The 23,123-nt window shown below is 60.3% G+C and carries 22 protein-coding genes; 12 read left to right on the top strand and 10 right to left on the bottom strand.

Features of this window, described 5'->3' with window-relative positions; all coding sequences use genetic code 11:
* The first annotated feature begins 285 nt into the window (after positions 1–285).
* From ACESMZ_RS12645 to ACESMZ_RS12625, 5 genes are all read left to right on the top strand, one after another.
* A complete protein-coding gene (locus ACESMZ_RS12645; RefSeq protein WP_372972708.1) occupies positions 286–2,529 on the top strand; it encodes a choice-of-anchor F family protein in 2,244 nt (747 codons plus the stop codon).
* A 167-nt stretch (positions 2,530–2,696) separates the two neighbouring features.
* A complete protein-coding gene (locus ACESMZ_RS12640; protein WP_372972707.1) occupies positions 2,697–3,194 on the top strand; it encodes a CinA family protein in 498 nt (165 codons plus the stop codon).
* A 19-nt stretch (positions 3,195–3,213) separates the two neighbouring features.
* A complete protein-coding gene (nadE, locus tag ACESMZ_RS12635; protein ID WP_372972706.1) occupies positions 3,214–4,050 on the top strand; it encodes an ammonia-dependent NAD(+) synthetase in 837 nt (278 codons plus the stop codon).
* A gap of 70 nt (positions 4,051–4,120) precedes the next feature.
* Positions 4,121–5,092 (top strand): DnaJ C-terminal domain-containing protein, encoded by a 972-nt coding sequence (locus tag ACESMZ_RS12630; protein WP_372972705.1) that lies wholly within the window; start codon positions 4,121–4,123, stop codon positions 5,090–5,092.
* A gap of 11 nt (positions 5,093–5,103) precedes the next feature.
* A complete protein-coding gene (locus ACESMZ_RS12625; RefSeq protein WP_372972704.1) occupies positions 5,104–5,445 on the top strand; it encodes a chaperone modulator CbpM in 342 nt (113 codons plus the stop codon).
* A 73-nt stretch (positions 5,446–5,518) separates the two neighbouring features.
* Here the strand turns inward: ACESMZ_RS12625 and ACESMZ_RS12620 are convergent, their stop codons facing one another.
* A complete protein-coding gene (locus tag ACESMZ_RS12620; protein ID WP_372972703.1) occupies positions 5,519–5,695 on the bottom strand; it encodes a DUF6435 family protein in 177 nt (58 codons plus the stop codon).
* A 215-nt stretch (positions 5,696–5,910) separates the two neighbouring features.
* Here ACESMZ_RS12620 and ACESMZ_RS12615 point away from each other — a divergent pair, with 215 nt between their 5' ends.
* The 6 genes from ACESMZ_RS12615 to ACESMZ_RS12590 all read left to right on the top strand — a co-directional run bounded on the left by ACESMZ_RS12615 (position 5,911) and on the right by ACESMZ_RS12590 (position 12,582).
* Positions 5,911–7,401, top strand: coding sequence for a DUF5666 domain-containing protein (locus ACESMZ_RS12615; protein ID WP_372972702.1), 1,491 nt, complete (start codon positions 5,911–5,913; stop codon positions 7,399–7,401).
* A gap of 77 nt (positions 7,402–7,478) precedes the next feature.
* Complete coding sequence (locus ACESMZ_RS12610; protein ID WP_372972701.1) at positions 7,479–8,348, top strand: DUF6502 family protein; 870 nt, start codon at positions 7,479–7,481, stop codon at positions 8,346–8,348.
* Positions 8,329–9,819, top strand: coding sequence for a DUF5666 domain-containing protein (locus ACESMZ_RS12605; RefSeq protein ID WP_372972700.1), 1,491 nt, complete (start codon positions 8,329–8,331; stop codon positions 9,817–9,819). The genes ACESMZ_RS12610 and ACESMZ_RS12605 overlap by 20 nt, the downstream gene beginning before the upstream one ends.
* Positions 9,820–9,946: 127 nt before the next feature.
* Entirely contained in the window at positions 9,947–10,669 is a 723-nt protein-coding gene (locus ACESMZ_RS12600) for a DsbA family protein (protein WP_372972699.1), read from the top strand.
* Between the two features lie 137 nt (positions 10,670–10,806).
* Positions 10,807–11,826, top strand: a complete 1,020-nt coding sequence (locus ACESMZ_RS12595; protein ID WP_372972698.1) for a rhodanese-related sulfurtransferase — start codon at positions 10,807–10,809, stop codon at positions 11,824–11,826.
* A 24-nt stretch (positions 11,827–11,850) separates the two neighbouring features.
* Entirely contained in the window at positions 11,851–12,582 is a 732-nt protein-coding gene (locus tag ACESMZ_RS12590) for a YdiY family protein (RefSeq protein ID WP_372972697.1), read from the top strand.
* 15 nt (positions 12,583–12,597) lie between these two features.
* On the opposite strand, the gene ACESMZ_RS12585 is transcribed toward ACESMZ_RS12590, so the two are convergent.
* From ACESMZ_RS12585 to ACESMZ_RS12570, 4 genes are all read right to left on the bottom strand, one after another.
* The gene (locus ACESMZ_RS12585) at positions 12,598–13,356 is read right to left on the bottom strand and encodes a substrate-binding periplasmic protein (RefSeq protein WP_372972696.1); all 759 of its coding nucleotides are present in this window, start codon (positions 13,354–13,356) and stop codon (positions 12,598–12,600) included.
* Between the two features lie 81 nt (positions 13,357–13,437).
* Positions 13,438–14,385, bottom strand: coding sequence for a YbgA family protein (locus tag ACESMZ_RS12580; RefSeq protein ID WP_372956628.1), 948 nt, complete (start codon positions 14,383–14,385; stop codon positions 13,438–13,440).
* A 78-nt stretch (positions 14,386–14,463) separates the two neighbouring features.
* Entirely contained in the window at positions 14,464–16,728 is a 2,265-nt protein-coding gene (locus ACESMZ_RS12575; protein WP_372972695.1) for a glycosyltransferase, read from the bottom strand.
* Positions 16,725–17,765, bottom strand: a complete 1,041-nt coding sequence (locus tag ACESMZ_RS12570) for a YbhN family protein (protein ID WP_372972694.1) — start codon at positions 17,763–17,765, stop codon at positions 16,725–16,727. Before ACESMZ_RS12570 ends, ACESMZ_RS12575 begins: the two co-directional genes overlap by 4 nt.
* A 183-nt stretch (positions 17,766–17,948) precedes the next feature.
* Between ACESMZ_RS12570 and gloA the strand changes: the two genes are divergently transcribed.
* Positions 17,949–18,497: a lactoylglutathione lyase gene (gloA, locus tag ACESMZ_RS12565; RefSeq protein ID WP_372972693.1), complete on the top strand. Its 549-nt coding sequence runs from the start codon at positions 17,949–17,951 to the stop codon at positions 18,495–18,497.
* Positions 18,498–18,533: 36 nt separating this feature from the next.
* Here the strand turns inward: gloA and ACESMZ_RS12560 are convergent, their stop codons facing one another.
* From ACESMZ_RS12560 to ACESMZ_RS12540, 5 genes are all read right to left on the bottom strand, one after another.
* Positions 18,534–19,463 carry a DMT family transporter gene (locus tag ACESMZ_RS12560; RefSeq protein WP_372956632.1) on the bottom strand — a complete coding sequence of 310 codons (930 nt, stop codon included), beginning with the start codon at positions 19,461–19,463 and terminating at the stop codon, positions 18,534–18,536.
* Positions 19,460–20,110, bottom strand: a complete 651-nt coding sequence (locus tag ACESMZ_RS12555; protein WP_372956633.1) for a lactate utilization protein C — start codon at positions 20,108–20,110, stop codon at positions 19,460–19,462. The genes ACESMZ_RS12560 and ACESMZ_RS12555 overlap by 4 nt, the downstream gene beginning before the upstream one ends.
* Positions 20,107–21,531, bottom strand: a complete 1,425-nt coding sequence (locus ACESMZ_RS12550; RefSeq protein WP_372972692.1) for a LutB/LldF family L-lactate oxidation iron-sulfur protein — start codon at positions 21,529–21,531, stop codon at positions 20,107–20,109. Before ACESMZ_RS12550 ends, ACESMZ_RS12555 begins: the two co-directional genes overlap by 4 nt.
* Positions 21,528–22,379 (bottom strand): (Fe-S)-binding protein, encoded by an 852-nt coding sequence (locus tag ACESMZ_RS12545; RefSeq protein ID WP_411289451.1) that lies wholly within the window; start codon positions 22,377–22,379, stop codon positions 21,528–21,530. The genes ACESMZ_RS12550 and ACESMZ_RS12545 overlap by 4 nt, the downstream gene beginning before the upstream one ends.
* Positions 22,380–22,491: 112 nt before the next feature.
* Complete coding sequence (locus tag ACESMZ_RS12540) at positions 22,492–22,788, bottom strand: ComEA family DNA-binding protein (RefSeq protein ID WP_372972691.1); 297 nt, start codon at positions 22,786–22,788, stop codon at positions 22,492–22,494.
* Between the last annotated feature and the right edge of the window lie 335 nt (positions 22,789–23,123).

Genomic DNA, 23,123 nt, shown 5'->3' with positions numbered 1-23,123 from the left:
TCACTGGACAGAAACTGATCTATCATGAATTTTGTGAAAGAAATCTCAGTGGAGTGTGGCACGGATCGGGCCACTTCTGAGCAGATGGGTCGTTTGTCATTTTCAGTTCAAGGGGTTGTGGATATGATCTCAAAAAGAAGCCGGAAAGCGTGGAAATCCGGGAGACCCAAGACGGGCACTTCCTGCTACAGGAAGGCCTTGTTGGCCGGATTGTTGGGAACGGGGCTGGTGGCAGGAGCAGTGGTCGCCCAGGAGCCTACACCTAACACTTATGTGGATGTGCCTGTGCCCCAGCTGACAGGCTGGAACGAAGTTAACCGGTTGACGGTTCAGCCCGGTATTGATGGCTATACCGGCGCTTCGGCCCGCACGCAGATTTACACCAGTGAAACAGCCAAACAGGCTGCAGCAGATGCCCTGGCGGCTGACCCCGATGGGAGCGAGTCAAACATCGAGGATCTGCTATGGACTGACAGTCCCGCCGCAGTCTACTGGGAACTCGACGATGGTAGTGGCCGTCCTCCGGGCATCCAGGTCGTCACTGACGATTTCGACTTTCCCACCAACAACTGCATTATGGCCTCGGGTGAGCGTGAGTCCACCGAGTTCCCCGGTACCGTTGTGCCGAAACTGTGTAGTGATCCCCCAAGCAGTTCCAAGCGCTATTTCCTGGAGATCCGTGAGGCGGATGTCCCTGTCGACCTGGTGTTTGATTTCGGTGTGAAAGACATCCGCTACGGCGGCGTCAAGGATCCCGAGGATGATGGTGGTGAGGCGTTGGAAGCCTTCCGTCAGGAATATGGCATTGGTCGTATTTACCGGGCCATCCAGAAAGTCATCAATAACTCCGATGAGCGCTGGGCCGCCATTAATGTTGAAATCGGCCGAGGGGTCGGTGATGGTTTCCAGCGTTTCAACTTCGCGGATGACGGTGTTGCGTTCGAATTGCGTAACTTTGTTCCCCGGGAATTCTTCGAAGGGGAAACCGGCGCGCCGGACATCGAAGTCTGGAACCCTGACCGGTATGCCACCTTCTCGCCGAAACTGTATGACGACGGCTCCCGCGAGCGCTTTGATCCGGGCTTCTTCGATGCCCAGGCGGGCGGCATGTTCCCTCCCCAGCAGGCAAGCGGGTCGGATGACAAGAGCCCGTTTATTTTCAGTGGTACAGCCACCAATCCGGACACCGGGGCGACTGGTGCCATTACCGGCAACCATTTCAGCATGCTGGATAACCAGGCCGCCGGCTCAAGCCTAAACCAGTTTGTCTTTGGTTATATGCTGTCCGACTCACTGGCACCGTCAGTTGTCGCAATCTATGAAGACGGCAACCCGGAAGGTGAGTCAGATGCTATCGAGGCGTGGTGGGATGGCCAGAACTGGCGCTACGGCCAGGCTGGTGACGAGAGTGGCCTGAACCCGTTTGGAGCTGTGCCCCTGGATCAGCTTGAACAGTGGGCTGCCAAGCCTCTGGGTCTGGATATCGACGGGGCAACGCCGGAGCGTTACCAGGTCGATCTGAGTGATGACCTGGCCACACAGAATATGGACGTTTTCATCTATATCGGCGAGGAAATCCTGGATGAGACCGGGGCCCCACGGTACGACACCCTCACCCTGCGGGTGGAGGCGGTATCTGTGGCCGAAGCCGGCCTGACGGGGGCGGACGGAGCTACTGATCCGCTATGGACACAAGCTGGCAACGAAGCACCACTGCTAGCCTCCTACTTGCCTGAGAGCACAACACCGGTGGCCCTGAACGATCTGGCTACCACCATCGGCACCAATCCGGTGGAGATTAATCTGTTGGAGAATGACATTCTCAACCAGGCGCTCCTAAGCACGCGTATCTCCGACGGGGCCGTGACAGCCACAGTGGTAGAAACGCAACCTGCCAATGGAACCGTGACCGTGGATGCCTCTGGCATAGCAACGTATACAGCAGACGCGGACTTTGCCGGGGCAGATACCTTTACCTATGTGGTCCGAACCACTGATGATGATGGTACTGATGGTTTTGATTATGGCACTGACACTGAGTCGAACACTGCCACTGTAACGGTCCGGGTTGACACCCCGCCTGATCCGGATGCTCCGGTTGCAGCCAACGACTCTGCGGTAACCTTCTTCGACACCCCGGTAACCATCGATGTGCTGGCCAATGACACATTGCCAACCGGTACGCCCACCGTCGAAATCCTGGACGATCCTTCGTCGTCGCAGGGCACTGCAGTGGTTGAAGATAACAAGATCGTCTTTACACCGAACGAAGCGTACACGGCGTTCGATGTGCCGGCCCGGTTCACCTATCGCGTCACGGTAAATGGTAAGGAGTCCAACGCGGCCCTGGTGACTGTAAGGATCGACGATACTCCTGAAATCTATGTCCCGCCCGCAGAGCCTTCCTCAGGTTCTGGTGGCTGTAGCTACAAGCCGGGTGCACCCTTCGACCCGACCCTGTTGCTGCTGGCCCTGGCAGCCATCGGTGGCGTGGCCTACCGCAACCGCCGCAGGGAGCAACAGCAGTAAGGCTGTGACGCGGTAGCCCTGACAAGCCCCGGTATTTTGCACCGGGGCTTTTTTGTTTCTGTGGGGCGGTCAGACGTTACGTTTGCGCAATGCTGTGGCGGTAGCGGGCTCAGGCCCCGTCACAGCGTCTATAGTCTGGAGGTGTATGGAACTTCAGGAGACGCATCATGGATATGCTGGAGCAGATTGCCGACTACCTTCAGGATAATGACCTCAAACTGGCCACCGCCGAGTCCTGCACGGCGGGCCTGGTCGCCTCGGAACTTGCGCGAATTCCTGGCAGCGGCAGTTGCATGGACTGTGGCCTGGCGGTCTACTCGCCGGAATCCAAGAATCGCTACCTGAAGGTGAGCTTCGATACCATTGAGCAGTATGGGCTGACCAGCGAGCAGGTGGCAGCGGAGATGGCCATCGGTGCCCTGAACCGTAACAACGCCAGCATTGCACTTTCCAATACCGGTATTGCCGGCCCGGCACCCGGTGATGACGGTACGCCGGTGGGTACCGTGTGCTTTGCCTGGGCGGTGCGCTGCGGTGAGCAGACCTTCAGCTACACAGAGACCCGGCGCTTCGACGGGAGCCGGAACGAAGTCCGCCTGGCGGGCACCCACTATGCCCTGGAGCGGCTCCCCTATTATCACCGAAGGGCCTTGAACGAAAGCTGACAGTCAGAGGAGACGACGGATGGATGCCCCATCAGGCGATGACGTTCAACAACAGATCATCCGCGAGCTGAAGGTACGGGCGGCGATAGACCCGGACCAGGAAATCGAGCGGCGGGTGGCATTCCTCAGGGAGCATATGGCCGCCTCCGGACAGCACTCCCTGGTACTGGGAATCAGTGGTGGTGTTGATTCCACCGTTGCCGGGCGCCTTGCCCAGCTTGCCGTTGAGTCCGCCAGGGCACAGGGCATGGACGCTGCCCGGTTCGTGGCGATGAGGCTGCCCTATGGGGTGCAGCACGACGAGGAAGACGCCCGCACGGCCCTTAGGTTTATCGATCCGGATGAGCTGCTTGAGGTGGATATAAAGCCTGCCAGTGATGCCATACTCGAATCCCTTGACCAGGGTGGCCTGCAGTTCCGGGACGCCGGTCACCGGGATTTCGTGATGGGAAATATCAAGGCCCGGCAACGGATGATCGCCCAGTACGCCGTCGCCGGCGCGAGGTCCGGGCTGGTGGTGGGCACTGACCAGGCCGCTGAGGCCATGATGGGCTTCTTTACCAAGTACGGTGACGGCGCCTGTGACCTGGTACCGCTGACCGGACTGAACAAGCGCCAGGTGCGTCAGCTGGGGCAGGCCCTGGGGGTACCGGCCAGGCTGGTGGACAAGGTGCCTGCCGCTGACCTGGAATCACTGGACCCCGGCAAGACCGATGAAGAGGCCCTGGGGGTCAGTTACGATGAAATTGACGATTTTCTGGAAGGCAGACCGGTTACTGACCGGGGCCGGGCAATTATCCTGGAAACCTGGCGGGCCACCGCTCACAAACGCCGGTTACCGATCGAACCTGACTGACTTGTAATTTCGGTGTTCGCGTCAAATATAGGTAGGTAGAGATTTTTTATATAAGGCGCGAGGAGAATCGATGGACTTCAAGGACTACTACGCGGTACTCGGTGTCAGCGAGTCGGCCTCTCCCGAGGAAATCAAGAAGGCCTACCGCAAGCTGGCCCGGAAATATCACCCGGATGTCAGCAAGGAGGAAGACGCTGACACAAAGTTCAAGGATGTGGGCGAAGCCTACGAGGTGCTGAAAGACCCGGAGAAACGGGCGGAATACGACCAGTTGCGCAAGTATGGCGCCCGGGATGACGGTTCTTTCGAGCCGCCGCCCGGGTGGCAAAGTGCTTCCGGGTTTGGTGGTGGTGGTTACACAGATGCCGATGCCCGCCAGTTCAGTGACTTTTTCGAGGAGATCTTCGGTGGCAGTCGCCGGGCCGGGGGCTTCTCTGGCGGCGGATTCGGCGGTTTCCGCCAGAGCGCGCGCAGCCGGGGTGAAGACGTGCATGCCCGCCTGGCGCTGTTCCTGGAGGAAGCCTACCATGGTTGTGAGAAGCAGGTTCAGTTCACCACCCATGAGGTGGACGAGCACGGGCGCATTGTCACCAGGCCGAAAACCCTAAAGGTGAAGATTCCTGCCGGCATGCGGGATGGCCAGCATATCCGTCTGAAAGGCCAGGGCTCTCCCGGCATTGGCGGTGGCGAGAATGGCGATCTGTTTATCGAGGTGGAACTGGCGCCCCATCCGCTGTTCACAGTGGAAGGCAGGGACCTGTTGCTGACCGTACCGGTGGCCCCCTGGGAGGCCGCCCTGGGCGCCAGTGTCACCGTGCCGACTGTGGGGGGCAAGGTGAACCTGAAGGTTCCCAAGGGCTCCAACAGTGGTCGCAAGCTTAGGCTGAAGGGCAAGGGCCTGCCCGGCAAGCACCCGGGCGATCAGATTGTGGTGCTACAGGTGGTCATGCCGGAGCAGCACAGCGAAGAGGCCGAGAAGCTCTACCAGCAACTGGCGGAAGCCGAGAAGCATTTCAATCCGCGTAGCAAACTGCATGTGTGACAGGGGGCAGGATGACAACCACGGATACCACCATCACCATCGAACTGGACGACCCGGCAGGTACCTTCACTCTGCGGGAGGTCTGCGAACGCGGGGAATGTCACGCGGAATTCGTGATCAAGCTGGTGAGTCACGGCGTGATATCACCGGTGAACGATACCGCAGAGGTCCACGAGTGGGCGTTTGACCTGCAGGCCCTGGCGCGGCTACGCAAGGCCCAGCGTCTGCAGCGGGACCTCAAGATCAACCTGCCGGGCCTGGCCATGTCCCTGGACCTGCTGGACGAGGTCCGGGAAATGCGCCGTGAAGTGGATCGCCTGAACCGACTGCTGGCGCAGTTTATCACCGACTGAAGGGAGCTCCGCTAATTGCCGGGATGGCCGGAGGGTCACCCCGGCGGCCCGGTGGTGCCCCCTTACAATTGTCTCAACCCCCTTTCTTGTCCAGCGCCTGGATCTGCGCATAGAGGGCTTCGGCCTCCTCCATCAGGGCGGAGTGCGTCCTTAAATCCCCGTTTCGTTGTGCGTGCAAGGCCTTCGCGAGCTTGTCGTTATAGGCTTTCTGCAGTTTTTTCTTTGGATCGCCCTTCAGAAATCCCAACATTTTTTCGCTTCCGTTTTCGTCGTGTGTTCAGTTCTTTACGTGGCCCGGCCGGTGAGGTTCACAAAAACTTCACCGTTGGCTGCTGGACTTTTTGTAAATTGGGAATAAAATCCCAAAATATGAGTTGGGAAAAAAGTCCCAAAAGCGGAATTGGCGTTACCGCCCCCGGGCAGTCCAGGCCGATAAGAACGGTCGAGCACGCAATGGAGAGAGCAATGAAACGCAACAAACTGACAATCGCAGTTAAAGCCCTGCTGATCGGAACCGTCGCCGGCTCCCTGGTGGCCTGTGGCGGAGGCGGGGGCTCAAGTTCCGGCGATACCACCGGCGAAACCAGCACCACGGCCAGCGGCACCAGCGTGGGGCCGGTTTCCGGTTTTGGCAGCGTCTATGTCAACGGTACCTACTTCAATACCGACGATCTTGGCGGCAGCATTACCAGCGATGACGGACTCAGCCGGGAAGACGAGCTGGAAAAAGGCATGATCCTGCAGGTGAAGGCCGATTGGGATGACGACCGTAACGAAGGCCGGGCCCGCAGCGTCGAATACGACGACACCCTTCGTGGTGCCCTGACGGCTTTCAGCTGGGATGAGGTCGAGAACACTGGCTCGCTGATGCTGGCTGGCCAGACCGTTTTGCTGGATGGGCGCACCGTCATTAAAAGTATCGACGAGCTTGCAACCGTAGCCGGGGCACCTGGCAATTACCGGGTGCGGGTGAGTGCCTGGCGTCAGGGGGATGGCAGTTTCAGGGCAAGCTTTGTGGGCATCCGGCCGGTGGCGGAGCGCTTCACAGGGGATGATGACCGTGAGACAGAGATCGAGGGAGTGATTGCTGACCTGGATCGTGACGCACGGACCTTTACCATCAGCGGTCTGGTGGTGGATTATCAGTTGGCCGGGTTTGATGACGACCTCGATAGCGCCGATGATCTTCGTGATGGCTTGGTGGTGGAAGTCGAGGGCTACCTCGATAACGGTGTACTGATGGCCCGGGAGATTGAAGGCGAGGACGACTGGTTCGACGATGACGATGATGTGGAGATTTCCGGTGCCATCGCCGGTGATTACGACACCAGCGCCCGCCGGTTTATTCTCAACGGCGTGACTGTCCAGGTGGACAGCGATACTGAGTTTGATGACGGCCTGCGCGAGGACCAGTTGTCCGATGGTCTGTTCGTGAAAGTCGAGGGTGAATATCGCGGCGGCCTGCTTCACGCAGAGGAAATCGAGCCCCGGGATGGCGATGCGGAGCTGGAAGGCGTGATCGACTCGGTCAACCTTGCGGAGAACCGGATGCAGGTTTCCGGGGTGACGGTGGCCATTTCCATCAATACCCTCATTGAGGACGACGACGATGATGATGCCCGCAGCCGCACCCAGGACCTGGAGTCCCTGGCACAGGGCCAGTACGTCGAGATCGAGGGTCGCCAGCGCTCCGACAATACCGGTAGTTACCTTGAGGCGTTCAAGATCGAGCGTGAAGACGACGATGATGGCGACTTCGAAGTGGAAGGCCGGGTGGATGAGATAACCGGTGATACCTTGAATATCATGGGCCTGACCCTGAACCGGGGCGACGTCAGCTTCAGCGGTATTTCTGCCGGTAGTCGGGTTGAGATCGAGTTTGAAGGCTCGCCGGGCCGTTACGTAATCACTGACATCGAACTTGAAGACGACGATGACGATGACAGTGATGATTGATGGTGCTGGATAATTGAGGGGCCGGTCATGGCCCCTCTCTGGTGCTACCCCCTTATGTGGGAATACAATCCCAAACCATGTCAGATCATACTCTCGGGCCCCTGCACCGTGCCCTCTATCGAATCCTCCGGCCCCTGGTCCGCCTGTTGCTCCGTAATGGCGTGCCTTTCGGGGACTTTGCCGAACTGGCGCGGAGAGCCTACATCGAGACTGCTCTGAAGGATTTTCCGGAGCGAGGACGGAAAATGACCGACTCACGGGCCGCTGTGCTCACCGGGCTGACCCGGAAGGAAGTGAAGCGTCAGCGGGAAATCCTCGCCGGCGAGCCCCTCGAGCCCCGATACAATCGCCAGGGCAACCGCGCGTCCCGGGTGGTGGCGGGCTGGGTACATGATCCCCGTTTTCAGGATGCCCGTGGGCATCCCGCGACACTCACGGTGGATGGCAGCGCCGGCTTTGCCGAGTTGGTCCGCCTTTACAGTGGCGATATGACCCCCAGGGCCGTGCTGGACGAACTGCTGCGCGTGGGTGTGGTGGCCTGGAAGGCCGAAGAGGGGGGTATGCTCGAACTTCGCAAGCGGGCCTATGTGCCGGCCGGCGACGACACTGAGATGCTCCATATCTTCGGTGAAGACGTATCAGATCTTGTGGCCACCATTGACTACAACCTTGTGAGCAGCCGGCAGGGGCAGCAGCCCCTGTTTCAGCGGACGCTCACATACGACAACATCCCACCGGAAGTCATCGGGGAGTGGCGGGCACTGGCCAGTCGCCAGTCACAGCAGCTCCTTGAGCGGCTGGACGGCTGGCTGGGACCAAAGGATCAGGATGTAACCGGAGCCGGGACAGAAGCAGCCCATCGGGCGGTTCGCACGGGCATCAGTGTGTTCTATTTTGAAGACCCGGTTCAGAACAGAGGGAAAGACCATGATTGCTCGTCCAGCTAGTCGTCTCGCCACCATCTGCCTGTTGTCGGCAACACTGTCGCTGGCAGCCTGTGGTGGTGCCGGGGGAGGTGTTTCGGGTGGGGGAGGCCTTGCCGAGGGGGGCATTCGTGGCACCGGCTCCAGCGTCGGGCCTGTGTCCGGTTTTGGCAGTGTTTTTGTCAATGGAATCCGGTTTATCACCGAGAACCTGAGCATTGACGATTTCGAGGGTGAGCCTGGTGTTCCCGTCGAAGCGGACCTTGAAAAAGGGATGATTCTGCAGATCCGTGGAGAATGGCAGGACGATGGCGAGGGGCAGGCGGAACTGGTCCGTTATGACGACACCCTGCGTGGGCCGGTGACCTCGGTTACTCAGCCCTGGGACGATGTGGCCCGGCAAGGGCGAGTCGAGGTCATGGGCTTTGATGTCACCCTGGACCGCCTGACGCAGACCACGCTGGCGGACCTGGCGACGATCACCGTCGATCAGCCCCTGAGAGTCAGTGGCTGGCTGCAGGCAGACGGCAGTTTCCGGGCCAGCTTTATCGGACCTGTTACATCGGCGGATCGCGCACAGGAAATCGAGGGCTACCTTTCCGTCACCGGTGAAGAGGGAAACGAGCGCTACTTTGTCGATGGCCTGGAGTTGCAGATCCCCTCAGGGGCTGTATGTGACGAACTGGAACTGGCTGACGGTACGCCGGTTGACGCCGAAGGCGAATACTCCGGCGACGCAGCGTTTATCGTCAGTGAGATCTGTAATGGCCCGACGGCTTTCCTGGATGAATCCCTTGATGAGGATGTCCAGATCGCGGGAGTGGTAACCGAGGCGTTCGACGGTGAATTCGCCAATGGCCGTTTCTCGCTGAACGGTATTCCTGTCACTACGGACGGCAATACCGAAGTTGATGACCTGGCGCCATCCGATATCAACCCCGGCGTCTTGCTGCAGGTCGAGGGGCGTTATATTAACGACAATGGTGTGCTGACGTTGCAGGCCGAGGAAATCGAGTACCGTGACGCGGATGCGGAAGTGGAAGGAGCCCTCGACGGGGTGGACGGCGATGTCCTCTGGGTTGGCGGCGTCGAGATTCGCCAGACACCGTTCACTATCCGTGAGGACGATGACGACGATGATGAGGGCTGCCCTGAAGTGATCGGTTCGGAGCTGATCGGTCGGGTTGCGCTTGAAGTTGCCGGCATCCAGCGGTCGGATGCAGGGTACCTGGAAGCCCTGGAAATCGAGTGTGAAAGTGATGTTGATGACTCTGGGTATCAACTCGAGGGACGGATTGAAGCCTTGAACCGCGACGCCGGCTCGGAAAGCCTGACTGTTCTCGGCGCGGTGATCCGTGTAGGTGGGGACAGCGAGCTTGATGATGTGGAATTTGCTGACCTGAGTGAAGGTGACCGTGTCGAGGTCGACTATGTGGCTGATGATGGCGGCGGCTATATTGCTGAAGAGATCGAACTGGAGGAAGACGACGACTGACGTCTCCCTGAAGCGGGCTGGCGGCATAGTGCAGGCACAGGGAGTTGTTCCGCCGGGCCAAACATCTCACAATAGCGTCCCTTGAAACATCGCCGCCATACTACGGACAAGGAGCAGGAGACCATCCATGGGTGAAGCCAAACGTCGTCAGGAAACGGGGGGGCCGTCACCCCGCAAGCGCTCCCGCAAGAGCCTGGTGTTCACCGGGCTGGTGATTGTTGCCGTAGCTGTTGTGGCTGCGTTGTATTACCTGACCCAGCCGTCGCTGACCGGTGCCGGCGACCTGCCGGATGTGTCTGAAGACACCCCGGCGTTTCCGGCGGAACTGGATCGTTATGGTGTTTCGGTGGGGCCGGAAGACGCCGATGTCGTGGTAAGGGAGTTCGCCGACTACCAGTGCCCGGCGTGCGCCCGCTTTGCCGAGGCCACTGCGCGCCTGAAAGAAGAGTACGTGGAGCCAGGCAAGGTACGCTTCGTATTCTTTGACCTGCCTCTGCCCCAGCATACCCACTCCACCCCTGCGGCTATGGCGGCTCGTTGTGCCGGTGACCAGGACCAGTACTGGGCCATGCATGACCGTCTGTTTGAAGAGCAGTCCAACTGGGAGTCACTCTCTGATGCCTCGGATCGATTTGCTGGCTATGCTGACGACCTGGACTTGGATAACCGTCGCTTCAAGCGGTGCATGGAGTCCGAGTTGCACAGTGAGGCCATCGAGGACAGCCGGCAGGTAGCCATACAGCTGCAGATTGCCAGTACCCCGACCGTGCTGGTGAACAATATCCCCCTCAATCGCCCGGGCTGGGAACAGCTTTCTGCCGTGGTTGAGCGGGAACTGAACGAACAGTAATGCCGGTCGCCCCTGGCGGATTGGTTTTCATTTCCGGGTTTGGTTAAAATTCGCCCGCCATTGACGATGCCGGCCCGTGCCGGCGTCGTACTGAATCACCATGCTCCGGATTTACGGTCCGGCCCGCAGGAGTCACCATGTCCCAGAATGTTGTTGTCTGCGCACTGTACAAGTTCGCAGTGCTGAATGATTACCGTGATTTACGCCAGCCTCTGCTGGACCTGATGCTTTCAAGGGACGTCCATGGCACCTTGCTGCTGGCCCGCGAAGGCATCAACGGCACCATTGCCGGCAGCCGTGAGGGCGTCGATGCAGTCAAGGACTGGCTCAGCCAGGACGAGCGCTTCGAAGGGATTGATTACAAGGAGTCTTTCGTCGACATCCAGCCGTTCAAGCGCACCAAGGTCAAGCTCAAGAAAGAGATCGTTACCATGGGGATTGAGGGAATCGACCCCAAACGCACCGTAGGCACCTATGTGGAGCCCCGGGAATGGAACGACCTCATCTCCGACCCTGACGTGCTGCTGATCGATACCCGTAACCAGTATGAGGTGGAGATCGGCACCTTCGAGCGGGCCGTAAACCCGGCCACCGATACCTTCCGGGAGTTCCCGCAGTATGTGAAGGAAAACCTGGACCCGGACAGACACCGGAAAGTCGCCATGTTCTGCACCGGCGGCATTCGCTGCGAGAAGTCCACGGCGTTCCTGAAAGAACAGGGATTCGAGGAGGTCTACCATCTCAAGGGCGGTATCCTGAATTACCTGGAATCCGTACCTGAAGAGAGCAGCTTGTGGCGGGGTGAGTGCTTTGTGTTTGATGACCGGGTTACCGTCAACCACAAGCTGGAACGCGGGCAGTATGACCAGTGCCATGCCTGCCGTCGTCCCATCACCGAAGCTGACAAGCAGCGTCCGGAATACGAGCGCGGTGTAAGCTGTCACCAGTGCATTGATACCCTGACTGAAGAGCAGCGGGCCCGTTTTGCCGAGCGTGAGCGCCAGGTACGGCTGGCCCGGGAGCGGGGTGAAGCCCATGTGGGCGGAGAGGCGGCCCGGATCATTGCCGAGCGCAAGGCCCGCAAAAAAGCCGAACGCGCCCGCCAGGCCGCCCGCAGTGCACAGGGAGAGCAGTGCCCCGGAAAGGCTTCCGTCTGAACCAGAACCAACCACGGAGAACCCATGACTCGCATTACCAGCGCGGCGGCCTTTGTCGCCCTGACCATGCCCCTGGCGGCTAACGCCCAGGACAGTAACTGGGAAGGTGAGGCCGAGCTCGGCCTGCTGGTCACGACCGGCAACTCGGAGGAGACCAATCTCAAGGGGCGCCTGGGCCTGGTGCACGAAACTGAAAGCTGGCGCAATATCGGGGAGCTCCGTTCTGCCTATACCGAGGCCGAGGATGAAACCACGGCCGAGCGTTACCGGGCTGAGGCAGAGACGGACTACAAGTTCTCTGAAAACCAGTTCTGGTTCCTTCGCGGGTCCTGGGAGAATGACCGCTTTTCCGGCTATGACTTCCGTTCTTCTGCCACCACCGGCTATGGTCACCGGGTCTGGGAGCTGGGGGAGGATTCCTTCCTGGACCTGTCGGCTGGTGTGGGTTATCGCTTCAATAAACTGAATGAGCCGGACGAGGATGGCAACCTGGACGAGGACGAGGCTATTGCCCGCCTGGCGGGGCAGTTCGATTTCGCCCTGTCGGAGAACGCCCTGTTTCGCCAGAAGCTCTCTACCGAGATCGGCCTTGATGAAAACAACGTGATCACCGAGTCGGAAACGGCGGTCCAGGCCAGCGTCATCGGTGACCTGTCCATGAAGTTGGCCTACCGCGTCACCCATGTGTCTGACGCACCGCCTGAGTCGGAAGACACAGACACCGAAACCTCCCTGTCACTTTTGTACGGTTTCTGATGACGGCTCAGTCGCTTACTGGTAGTCGCGAATAATACGGTCCAGTTCCCCGCTGGCCTTCATCCGCTGTAGTTCCTGGTTGATCCAGGGCACCAGTGACTGGTGTCGGGGGGGAAACATGAGGCGGTAACCGACTTCATCCAGGCGAATGGGAGCTTCGCGGATGCTGTCCCCCCAAGCAGCGTTCTCCAGGGTCCAGTAGCCCGCATGTAGGTTACTGATCGCGCCCGTGAACCGGGTGCCGCCGTGGTAAAGACGTCGCAGCATCGATTCCTGATCCTGCACGGGTATCAAAGATACCGCCTCCTGTTGCAGTCGCTCTGCCAGCCAGGGATAGTGGAAGCCGAGACGGCCGAGCAGGGTACCTCCCAGGTCCTCTATGGCATCAATCTTTCGATCGCTGTCACGGTGCACGAAAATGGCGTCACGGGTCATCATAACCGGATCGGAGAACACGAACGCTTGAGGGTCATCGACCCATTCCCTGGCCCGCATGGTGACGTCCACGTGGCCGGATAGGAGCAGGCTTTCCGTGCGTTTGGGCGGCACTTCGATAGAGGTGAGCTCTACTTGGTAGCTCTCGGCAATTGCCGATAATACATCCCAGAAAATTCCGGAAACACGGCCGTCGTCGTGGACGATGGTGAAGGGGGGCTGGCCCCCGGTACTGACATTGAAGGTCAGTTTTTCCGGTAGACCGGCAGGCCTCGCATCGTCACCTACAGCGGTTTGTGTGCCCAGAAACAGCAGCAGGGCTATCACACAGTAACGCATGGTTGTCCGGTTCCGCTCAGAAAGGAATGTTTAGCATATAGTTCACAAAGTGAAACTTCCAGCTTTAGGCGCAGGGCCCGCTCAGATCCTGTTCCTGAGGCCCAGGTCATCCGGATAGGGCGACAGGTAATGCTGCTGGTCCAGGTAGCTGATGGGCTCCCGGCGCTGGGCCATGCGTAGAAGGGTCATGGGCACAATTAGTGGTACCTCGCCTCGGTGGTAGGCTTCGATCTGTTCCATCAGTACCTTGCGGTCGGCATCGCCCATGGAGTCCCGCAGGTACCCCATCAGGTGCTGCATGGCGTTGACATGGGAGCCGCGGCTGACCCGCCGGGTCATGGCCTCCATAAAGCGGTGAATGTAGCGGTCGGCGATGTTGGCCAGGGGCTCGGATTTCAGGTCCCCCAGCATGGGGCCAAGCTGCCGGTAAATCTGTTCGGAGTGGGCCAGCAACTGGAACTTGTGGCGGGTATGGAACTCGATCAGGGCCTGGGGCGTGAGCCGCTCTCCGGCCACGTTCTGCATCCAGTCATCGTAGGCGAAGACCCGCTCAATAAAGTTCTCTCGCAGCTGGTCATCATTGAGTCGCCCTTCCTCTTCCACGGGCATCAGCGGGTAGTTGCGGATCAGCGCCTCGGCAAACATGCCACGACCGTCCCGGTGGACCACGTTGCCATCGCTGTTATGTATGCGGATGCGCTCCATCCCGCAGGAGGGAGACTTGGCCATCAGGATATAGCCGCGCAAATCGGCCAATGAGTCCATGACCTGGTCGATAAAACCCTGCATTTCTGCGGTATGGTCGGTGCCTTGTCTGACCTCGACCAGCTGAAGCCCCTCGCCGCTTTCCCGCAGGTGGATAGCTGGCCGGGGAACACCGAGTCCGGCTTCCAGTTCCGGGCAAAGGGAGCGGAATTCAAAGTAACGGGACAGCACCTCGGTACAGTACCGGGAGTGCTTGTGGCCGCCGTCATGGCGGACTTCCTTGCCAAGCAGGCAGGTGCTGATACCGACGGGGATCTTGTTCATGGTGCCGCGCTCCACTGGAACCTTAAAATGACGCCCGGGCAGGGCATTACCTGAACCAGTATACGGCATATAACCCGGTTACGATGACCGCCGGTCGCCCGCTTTATGTCGCCGGGTGAAACGACTAGCCCTGGCTTGCTCGTCGCGGGCCGCCAGTACGTAGGCGTAGATTTCCCGGACGTTGCCCGAGAAACGCTCCACGGAGAAGTCCCGGGCAAAGGCCCGGGCATGGTCGGAGAGCCGCTGGCGCAAGGTATCGTCGTCCAGAAGGTCCGTTACCCGCTCGCACCAGAGGTCCCGTCGTTCCGGCGTCTTGTAGCCGTTCTGACCGTGCTGGATCACATCGTCGATTCCGCTGGAGCGCACCGCTACCACAGGCAGCCCCGCAGCCATGGCTTCGAGGATTACCATACCCTGGGTTTCGGATTTCGACGCGAACAGGAAAGCGTCCCCCAGCCGGTACCAGGTGGCCATCTCGTCCGGGGGCACCGCGCCGGCGAGGGTGATACTGTCGGCCATGCCCAGTTCCTCAACCCGTGCCTGCAGGCGGTCCCGCTGGTGGCCGTCCCCGACCATCAGGAAATGGAAGGGGCGGGTGGTCCTTTGCCTTACTTCGGTCAACCCTTCAATCATGAAATCAATATTCTTCTCGTTGGACAGGCGGGCAACGCTGACCAGCACCAGGGTGTCTGCCGGCAGGCCCAGCCGCGACCTCAGGGCCTCCACTTCGGTATCCCTGACCTGCTGGAAACGTTCGTACTCGATACCGGTGGGCTGCACAAAGGTGGGCGTTTTCACGCCGATCATGCGCAGGTATTCCTCGGTGGAGTAGGTGGGCACGATGACTCCATCACAGAAGTTGGCAAAGCGCCGGATCAGGGCGTGGGAAATCAGGTTCCTGAACAGCAGGCCGGGCAGGGGCACGAAGTGGGCGTAGTGCTCCAGGCGGGTGTGGTAGGTGTAGATAACCGGCACATTCAGCAACCTCGCCATGAACACACCCAGTGACCCGAGCCAGAACGGGTGATGGACGTGGATCACGTCTGGCCGGAATGCCCGCACCTGGCGCCGGATACGGCGCAGGAAGATGTTGGCCATGCGGAATTCACGCCGTGCCCCCATGGAGAGCAGCGACGGCACCCGGAGTACGTGGGACTCCTCCGCAGGCTGGTCCTGGTAGGTGGGGGCAACCACCAGGACCTTATCCCCCAGTTTGGTGAGGCCCTTCCTCAGTCGCTCTATGGAAATCGGTACCCCACCGATAAAGGGCAGGTAGTTGTTGGTAAACATCACCACCCGCATGGGATTTTCCAGCCACGGAGTGGGGTCCAGGTCATAGTTGGGGTAATAGTCCCGTCCACGGAAGACCACGGTGTAGAGTTTGATGGCAAGAATGGCCAGTACGGCTACCAGCAAAACAAAGTTGAGGAAGCCGGTGTAGAACAGGGAGTAGATAAAGAACCACAGGCTCTCCAGGTGACGCAGCACCGGGTGCTGCCGGGTCTCCACCGGCTGCATATCGACCTCGATGCCCTGTTCGTCCACCGTGACCATCAGGTAGTGATAAAAGCTGTCGTCAGTGTTCAGGACCAGGCCGCCCGCTCCTCCGGTAGTGATAAAACGGGTGCCGTCCTCGACCCGGTCAGACCAGGTGGCAACGTTGGCGGAGAACACCAGGTCCACTCCATGCTGTCGGAACAGGTCCAGCAGGGCCTGGCGGAAAGGTTCCGGTTGCAGGTAGTCGTCTTCGTCGTCCAGTATCAGCGAATCCCTGGTGGAGAATAGCGGGTGGCCTACGAAAACGATGCGGTGCTCAGAACTGTCCTCGGCCAGCAGGTCGTGGAGCCAGTGGACCTGCCAGCGCCAGGGGGTCTTCCCGGTACTATCCAGGAAGATAAGACGGGAATCCGCCACCCGGAAACTGAAGTAGTGGGGACCGAAGTGCTCGTAGTAACGGTAACTGCCGAAGGTGCTGTGCTCGTTCTCACCGAAAGTGAGCAGCCAGGGAATCTCAAGCTTCCCAAGGGTGCCATAGAGGGCCTGGTACTTGTCCTCGCCGCCATTACTGACCGCATTGCCGGCGGAGACCAGGAACCGGGCTTCACTGCGGTTGATCCGGGGCAGGATGCGGTTCTCGAACATGCCCACAGAGTTGTTGATATTGCCAACCACGGCAAAGCGGTAGGGTTCATCGTTAATGGCACCGGTAATCGCCTCGACCTGGTTGGTATGAACCCCTTCGAACTCCGGCAGGAAATAGTTCAGGTAGGCCTTGTAGCCCAGCAACAGCAGGACCACGATGACGTTGAGGTAGAAGAGCGGTTTGAGGGGGTTGCGGATCATGGTCTGCGACTCCTTGCCAGGTCCCTCTGCAGCAGTATGAGCCCGATCAGCATGCCAAGGTAGATGGTGACGGCCCGCCAGGCAATGGTAACCAGTACCAGGTGGCTGCCCCCCAGGATGTCCCGGAAGAAACTCCCAAATACGCCTTCGGAGATGCCCGATGCACCGGGTGTGGGCGAAAAGTACATGATGAAGGTGGTGACCACCAGCAGGCCAAGGTTATTCAGCCAGGAAATGTCATACCCCAGTCCGGTGATCAGCAACCAGGGAAAGCTGAACAGACTGAGCAGGAACAGGGCCGTAAAGACGACGGACAACAACACCCAGCGGCGATCTCCCCTGAGGTAGTAGCCGAAGCTGCGGGCGAACCGCATCATTTCGCGGCGGGCTCGGAACTGCCAGCGGCGGTGGCGCCGGGGGCTGATCAGGTTCCAGCGTTCCAGCATGGCCAGGGTGACTGACAGGGGCGGAATCAGCCAGCGGGTGCGGAACAGGACCACGGCAAAAAATGCAAGGTAAAGCGTGATCAGCACGGCCAGTACCCAGCTGACCTGACCCAGTAAAGGCTGGCCCTGGAGCGTTGGCAGGGTAACCAGGAAAACGGGGGTCAGGGAGAAAATGAACACGATGGCGAGGATGGTACGAATCGTGGTTGCCGCCGTGGCAAAGCCCAGGGGCACGCCCTCACGCTGTAAATACCATATCTGGGCAAAGCCACCGCCGGTGGCCATTGGCGTAACGTTGGAAAAGAAGATGTTGATAAACACCAGGCGGGCGATGGCTCGGGGCCTGACCCTGTAACCCAGGGCACGGAGGGTGGCGTACAGGCGAAGACCGTCGCATGTGAAATAGATCAGCAGCAGGGAACCCACCGTGGCCAGTGTCCAGGGGGTGATCAATCGGCCATCAAAGGTCACATCCCGGTCAGCAAACTGCTGATGGACGACCCATAACCCCGCGCCTGTCAGGAACAGGAACAGCAGCGTGAACAGAGCAAGCCGGCGACCGGATGTGGAAGGCTGTTGCGGGTTTGCCATGAAGTCCTGGGCCCGGGGTTGATGAGGCCACAGTGTATCTCCCGGGGTCCGAGATATACCAGCGTGAGTTAACTGGCCCATGAGCAGTGGCATCTGATCCGTGGCGGCGGGGTTGAAATCCGGCCATGTCGCGCGCAGGTATATAGGTTGACCCGTACTCAAACCCATAACCGGAGTAAACCCATGCCCCGACATTTCGAGCAGGCACCCGGCCTGCATGATTCAGTGGTACCGGAAACCGAAGGCTACGTGTTCAACCAGACCATGCTGCGTATCAAGGACCCCGAACGGTCCATGGATTTCTACACCCGGGTGATGGGGATGCGGCTGGTGCGCAAGCTGGATTTTCCGGAGATGAAGTTCACGCTCTACTTCCTGGCTTACCTGGATGATCGCCAGGCCCAGATGGTCCCGGCGGACGATGGCCATCGGACCACCTTTATCTTTGGCCGCGAAGCCATGCTGGAGCTGACCCACAACTGGGGTACCGAAGAAGACGAAGGCTTCAGCTACCACAACGGCAACGACGAGCCCCAGGGCTTTGGCCATATCGGGGTGGCGGTGCCGGACGTGTACACGGCTTGCGAACGCTTCGAGAAACTCGGAGTCGACTTCGTGAAGCGTCCTGATGACGGCAAGATGAAGGGGCTGGCCTTTATCCGCGACCCGGACGGCTACTGGATCGAGATTCTCCAGCCCAACATGATGGAGAAGCAACGCAAGGAGGGGTGACGACCCGCTCCGGTGATCATGGTCCGCCCGGCCGCCTCACTCCTTTGCGGGTGTGCCGGAGCGGCTACTGACCGAGGCGACGATGACCGCCACGGTCAGAATAAGGGCTCCGGCAATGCCGATGGGGCCCAGCACTTCGCCAAGTATCAGCCAGGCCAGCAGGGCCACGAACAAGGGCTCCAGGGTCACGATGATGCTCGACAGGGTCGCGGGCGTGGTCTTCATGCCAATAAAGAAGCCCACGTAGCCGATGCAGGTGGGCACAACGCCAATATAGACCACCATCAGCCACTCCCTTGGCCCCAGGGTGTCCAGCCCGCCAAACCCGCCGCTCAGCCAGACCACCGGGAGTAACAGCAGGGCCGCCACCAGGAAGCAGATAAACGCCGTTGTGAATACCGGCGTTCCGGCAGAGTTGTAGCGGCTTGTCAGGGTGAATCCGGTGTAGACCGCCGCTGCCAGCAGGGCCATGAGAATACCCGCAAGGCGCAGGCTGCCGGCGGTATCCATATCGCTCACCACCAGCATTCCTGTACCCGCTATGGCGGCTATCAGCGCCAGAATCGTGATCAGCCTGGGTTTCTCGCCCAGCAGTGGTGCTGCCAGTATGGCCACCAGCACCGGGGGCAGGCACAGGGAAATGAGCGTCGCGATGCCGGCACCAGTCAGGTCCACGGCAAGCAGATAGCTGCCCTGGTAGAAGGCCTGGAACAGACCCAGCGCGGCCAGCACCATCAGGGCCGGTGGCGAGACAGAGGGCCATAGCCGGCGTTGCTCACCGGCGGCGGTGCGTGAATCCAGTTCCCGCTTCATCAATACCCAGAAGAATGGCAGTGCCACCAGAAGCCGCAGCAGTGCCAGGGTCAGGGGCTGCAGACTGGTATCCGAGAACAGGAATTTGGCAACAATGCCGGTGGTCGCCCAGAGCAGTGATGCGAGGGCGATAAGCAGGGCTCCGCGAATCATGAAATTACCAGTACGATCAATTCCCGGGGACCGTGGACCCCATAAGCGAGGGTTTGCTCTATATCAGCCGTCTTGGACGGGCCCGAGATCAGCAGGGCGTTGGTGGGCATACCCGACGACCAGTTCTGGCCCGCCATGGCCTCAGCCAGCGTGCCGTATAACTCCGAGGCGTTCAGCAGTGCAATGTGGACAGGTGGCACCAGACTGATAAGCCGGGGCTCTTCGGCACCCGGCCACAGAATCAGGGAGCCGGTTTCGGCGATGCCGCCGCGAGTTGTGGTCAGCCCGGCGTCCACCTGACTGAACAGGTGGGTTTTCCAATTGTCCACGGGTTCGTCGTATACCATTAGTTCCGGCAGGCCGGCTGCGGATGATGAAAGGGTTGCCAGTGGCGCAGGGCCGTTACCGACCAGCAGGGTTGTGACCTCCCGGGCCTCCAGCAGCGCAGCGAGTTCGACCACCCAGTCGCGATCACGGCAATCATGAATTTCACCGTGTACCGGCTCCATGGCCGCCCGGAAGCGGGCCAGTTTCTCGTCAAGGGTCCATGGCGGGCGCTGTAACGGGGAAAAGTCCTGCTCCGGCGTGGGCAGGGGCCCACCCCGGCGCTGGCGCAGCCGTTGCAGAATCTGGTCACGGCTGCTCATGAACGTCGCTCCCGGACCTGTTGGTGGAGGGTTCTACCGGCCAGTTTTGGCGCCGTACGATACCGGGTCCAGGCGCCCAGGCGGGAGGGCTGCAGCGCCCGCAGACGGCTGGCCATGGCGGTTCCCAGACGGTAGGCCGCCGGATGGCCATGGATCAGGCGCCAGGTCTGCCAGGCCAGGGATTCCTTCCATTCCCTTTTGGCGCCATGCCCCGATACGACGGCCGGGTGCAGGTGGTCGCCGTCAACGGACTCCTGTCTCAGCCGGACCAGCAGGTCGGGGATGGGGATCCTGACCGGGCACACCTCACCACAGGCACCGCAGAGGCTGGAGGCGGACGGCAGATGTCGGCCCTCGTCCAGGCCGATCAGGTGGGGCATGAGGATTTTTCCGATAGGGCCCGGGTAGGTGGTGCCGTAGGCGTGGCCCCCCACCCGGGTGTAGACCGGGCAATGGTTCATGCAGGCGCCGCAGCGGATACAGCGCAGGGTATCGATCAGTTCATCGTCCTGGTAGATACCGGAACGACCGTTGTCCACCAGCACCAGGTGCACCTCTTCCGGGCCGTCCAGCTCATCAGGCCGCCGGGGGCCGGAAATCATATTCACGTAGGTGGTGATGTGCTGCCCCGTGGCCGACCGGGTCAGCAGGGCCAGCAGGGCGGACATGTCCTGCAGTGTGGGCACCACTTTCTCGATGCCAGTTACCGCGACGTGGCAGGGAGGCACCGTGGTGGTCATCCGGCCATTGCCTTCATTTTCCACCAGGCACAGGGTTCCGGTCTCCGCCACGGCAAAGTTGACGCCTGACACGCCCACGTCGGCGGCCATGAACTTTGCCCGCAACTGCTGCCGGGCACTGGCCGTGAGGTACTCCACATCCGTCGAGCGGTCGGTGCCGGTTTTCTCGTGCATCAGGTCGGAAATCTCGCCCGTGTTCTTGTGAATGGCGGGCATGATGATATGGGATGGGGTCTCCTCGGCCAGTTGCACAATGTATTCCCCCAGGTCCGATTCCAGGGCTTCAATGCCGTGCTGTTCCAGGTGGTGATTGAGGTGCATTTCCTCGCTCACCATGGACTTGCCCTTGATGACAGTGCGGGCGTTGCGGGCCTTGCAGATACCAGCGACGATACGACATGCTTCATCGCCATCCAAAGCCCAGTGAACGGTCACGCCATTGGCGATCAGCCGTGCCTCCAGTTGCTCCAGCAGCTCCGGCAGTTGGGCCAGTGCATTCTGGCGCACATTGGCGCCGAGGGTGCGCAGTGCCTCCAGGTCCCAGTCTTCGAAGGCGGTGCGTCGTTTGTCCATCAGGCCATCCATGGCCCGACGGAAGTTCTGGCGGATCTGGGGGTTGTCGATGGCGGCCCGGGCCCGGGGGTGAAATTGCCGCACGTCGTTGGTGTTGGCGACGGTCATGACGAGGTCGCTCCCTCTTCGCCGGCCTCATCACGGGTGCGTTCCCAGAGGAAACTGAGAATGTGCTGACCGTGCAGGAGATGCCCCTGCTTTTCGGCAAAGCCGGCGATGTTCATCAGGCAGCCACAGTCGGTGGTCACGAACTGGCGGGCGCCGGTGGCAGTCAGGGTGTCTACTTTTTCGGTTACCATGGCTGCTGAAATCTCCGGGTGACGGACAGCGAAGGTGCCACCGAAACCACAGCATTCCTCCGCCCGGGCCTGCTCCACCACCGTGACCCTGTCCAGTTGCGACAGCAGTTCCGGGCCGGTACCGCCCAGGCCCAGCTCCCGCCGGGCCGAACAGGAAGTGTGCATGGCGACAGTGACCGGTTCGCCCCGGTCGCTGAGACAGACCTGGCAGACGTTAAGCAGGAAGTCGGTCAGTTCCCAGACCCTCCCGGCGATCTCAATGGCCCTTTCCTGGTCCGGGGTGTCGCGGAACAGTTGCGGGTAGTGCTTGCGCATCATGCCACCACAGGAGCCCGAGGGCACCACGATGGGCCAGTCTTCCGGGAACAGGTCCAGTTGCCGGCGGGCGACCGCCCGGGCGTCATCATGAAAGCCGGAGGTCCATGCCGGCTGGCCGCAACAGGTCTGATCATCCGGAAAGATGACTTCGATGCCTTCCCGTTCCAGCAGCTGGATGCCTGCCATGCCGGCATCCGGGTAGAACAGGTCCACCAGACAGGTGCCATAGAAATAGACTTTTTCGGGCCGTGCCGGGTAAAGCTTGAGGGTGTCCGCCATGTTGGAGTCCGGGTCAACAGGGTAATGGTCCAGACAACCATAGGGTTCGTCGTCAGGCATGTCCAGACGACTTTGGACGTAATGCCAGCCGCAAAGTGAACGGCTGGCTGCCGAATCAGGGGGGCGGAAAAACGGTGGTGGAAACAGCCCCGCCGGTCGGCGGGGCAGGAGGTCAGCGGGTGGTGATGCGGTCGGCGTTCTTCGCCACCGTGGCATCACCGATACCCCGCACGCGGGTCAGGTCGTCGCCGGATTCGAACGGGCCGTTGGTATCCCGGTCGGCAACTATGGCCAGGGCCTTGCTTTCACCAATGCCCTCCAGCGTCGTCAGTTCTTCCGCAGAGGCGGTATTGATGTTGATGGCGCTGGCGGCTGGCCCGCCAGGTTCTTCGGCCCAGGCAGGCGCCTGGGTGGCGAACAGGCTGAAGATCAGGATTAGTGACGCAAGAATGGTTTGTGTCTGTTTCATGGCTTTGTCGCTGTGGTTTGTTGAGTGTCAATGCGTGAACGACCGGCAAGAAGCCGGTAACCGGGGCCGGTTTTGCTTCACCACGGAGCCTCGACAAACCACCGCAAGATGTCTGCCAGCCGTGTACCACGAAACGAACGTGTCCGGCCATGAATTCCGGCGTTTCGGGAAAATGGGGGAGGTGCAAGATGGGGGGCAGGATAAAAGCCGGTGCACGGCTGGAGCCACAGTCCCTGTGACCCCTTGTCCGCGACCAGACCCGGTGCCGGTTCCTTCGGCACTGCCCGACTCCCTGGGCGTCATCCCTGACGGCAATCCTTCAGGCATCCCTGCAT

The sequence above is a fragment of the Marinobacter sp. genome, from assembly GCF_041690615.1.
GTDB lineage: Bacteria > Pseudomonadota > Gammaproteobacteria > Pseudomonadales > Oleiphilaceae > Marinobacter.
Note: the sequence above shows the minus strand (reverse complement) of the source record. Positions and strands in the feature narration are given on the sequence as shown.

What these genes read in the sequence shown, in the direction of transcription:
- ACESMZ_RS12640 (WP_372972707.1), top strand. Translation starts at nt 2,697, where the DNA reads ATGGATATGCTGGAGCAGATTGCCGACTACCTTCAGGATAATGACCTC.
- nadE (WP_372972706.1), top strand. Translation starts at nt 3,214, where the DNA reads ATGGATGCCCCATCAGGCGATGACGTTCAACAACAGATCATCCGCGAG.
- ACESMZ_RS12630 (WP_372972705.1), top strand. Translation starts at nt 4,121, where the DNA reads ATGGACTTCAAGGACTACTACGCGGTACTCGGTGTCAGCGAGTCGGCC.
- ACESMZ_RS12625 (WP_372972704.1), top strand. Translation starts at nt 5,104, where the DNA reads ATGACAACCACGGATACCACCATCACCATCGAACTGGACGACCCGGCA.
- ACESMZ_RS12620 (WP_372972703.1), bottom strand. Translation starts at nt 5,695, where the DNA reads ATGTTGGGATTTCTGAAGGGCGATCCAAAGAAAAAACTGCAGAAAGCC.
- ACESMZ_RS12615 (WP_372972702.1), top strand. Translation starts at nt 5,911, where the DNA reads ATGAAACGCAACAAACTGACAATCGCAGTTAAAGCCCTGCTGATCGGA.
- ACESMZ_RS12610 (WP_372972701.1), top strand. Translation starts at nt 7,479, where the DNA reads ATGTCAGATCATACTCTCGGGCCCCTGCACCGTGCCCTCTATCGAATC.
- ACESMZ_RS12605 (WP_372972700.1), top strand. Translation starts at nt 8,329, where the DNA reads ATGATTGCTCGTCCAGCTAGTCGTCTCGCCACCATCTGCCTGTTGTCG.
- ACESMZ_RS12600 (WP_372972699.1), top strand. Translation starts at nt 9,947, where the DNA reads ATGGGTGAAGCCAAACGTCGTCAGGAAACGGGGGGGCCGTCACCCCGC.
- ACESMZ_RS12595 (WP_372972698.1), top strand. Translation starts at nt 10,807, where the DNA reads ATGTCCCAGAATGTTGTTGTCTGCGCACTGTACAAGTTCGCAGTGCTG.
- ACESMZ_RS12590 (WP_372972697.1), top strand. Translation starts at nt 11,851, where the DNA reads ATGACTCGCATTACCAGCGCGGCGGCCTTTGTCGCCCTGACCATGCCC.
- ACESMZ_RS12585 (WP_372972696.1), bottom strand. Translation starts at nt 13,356, where the DNA reads ATGCGTTACTGTGTGATAGCCCTGCTGCTGTTTCTGGGCACACAAACC.
- ACESMZ_RS12580 (WP_372956628.1), bottom strand. Translation starts at nt 14,385, where the DNA reads ATGAACAAGATCCCCGTCGGTATCAGCACCTGCCTGCTTGGCAAGGAA.
- ACESMZ_RS12575 (WP_372972695.1), bottom strand. Translation starts at nt 16,728, where the DNA reads ATGATCCGCAACCCCCTCAAACCGCTCTTCTACCTCAACGTCATCGTG.
- ACESMZ_RS12570 (WP_372972694.1), bottom strand. Translation starts at nt 17,765, where the DNA reads ATGGCAAACCCGCAACAGCCTTCCACATCCGGTCGCCGGCTTGCTCTG.
- gloA (WP_372972693.1), top strand. Translation starts at nt 17,949, where the DNA reads ATGCCCCGACATTTCGAGCAGGCACCCGGCCTGCATGATTCAGTGGTA.
- ACESMZ_RS12560 (WP_372956632.1), bottom strand. Translation starts at nt 19,463, where the DNA reads ATGATTCGCGGAGCCCTGCTTATCGCCCTCGCATCACTGCTCTGGGCG.
- ACESMZ_RS12555 (WP_372956633.1), bottom strand. Translation starts at nt 20,110, where the DNA reads ATGAGCAGCCGTGACCAGATTCTGCAACGGCTGCGCCAGCGCCGGGGT.
- ACESMZ_RS12550 (WP_372972692.1), bottom strand. Translation starts at nt 21,531, where the DNA reads ATGACCGTCGCCAACACCAACGACGTGCGGCAATTTCACCCCCGGGCC.
- ACESMZ_RS12545 (WP_411289451.1), bottom strand. Translation starts at nt 22,379, where the DNA reads ATGCCTGACGACGAACCCTATGGTTGTCTGGACCATTACCCTGTTGAC.
- ACESMZ_RS12540 (WP_372972691.1), bottom strand. Translation starts at nt 22,788, where the DNA reads ATGAAACAGACACAAACCATTCTTGCGTCACTAATCCTGATCTTCAGC.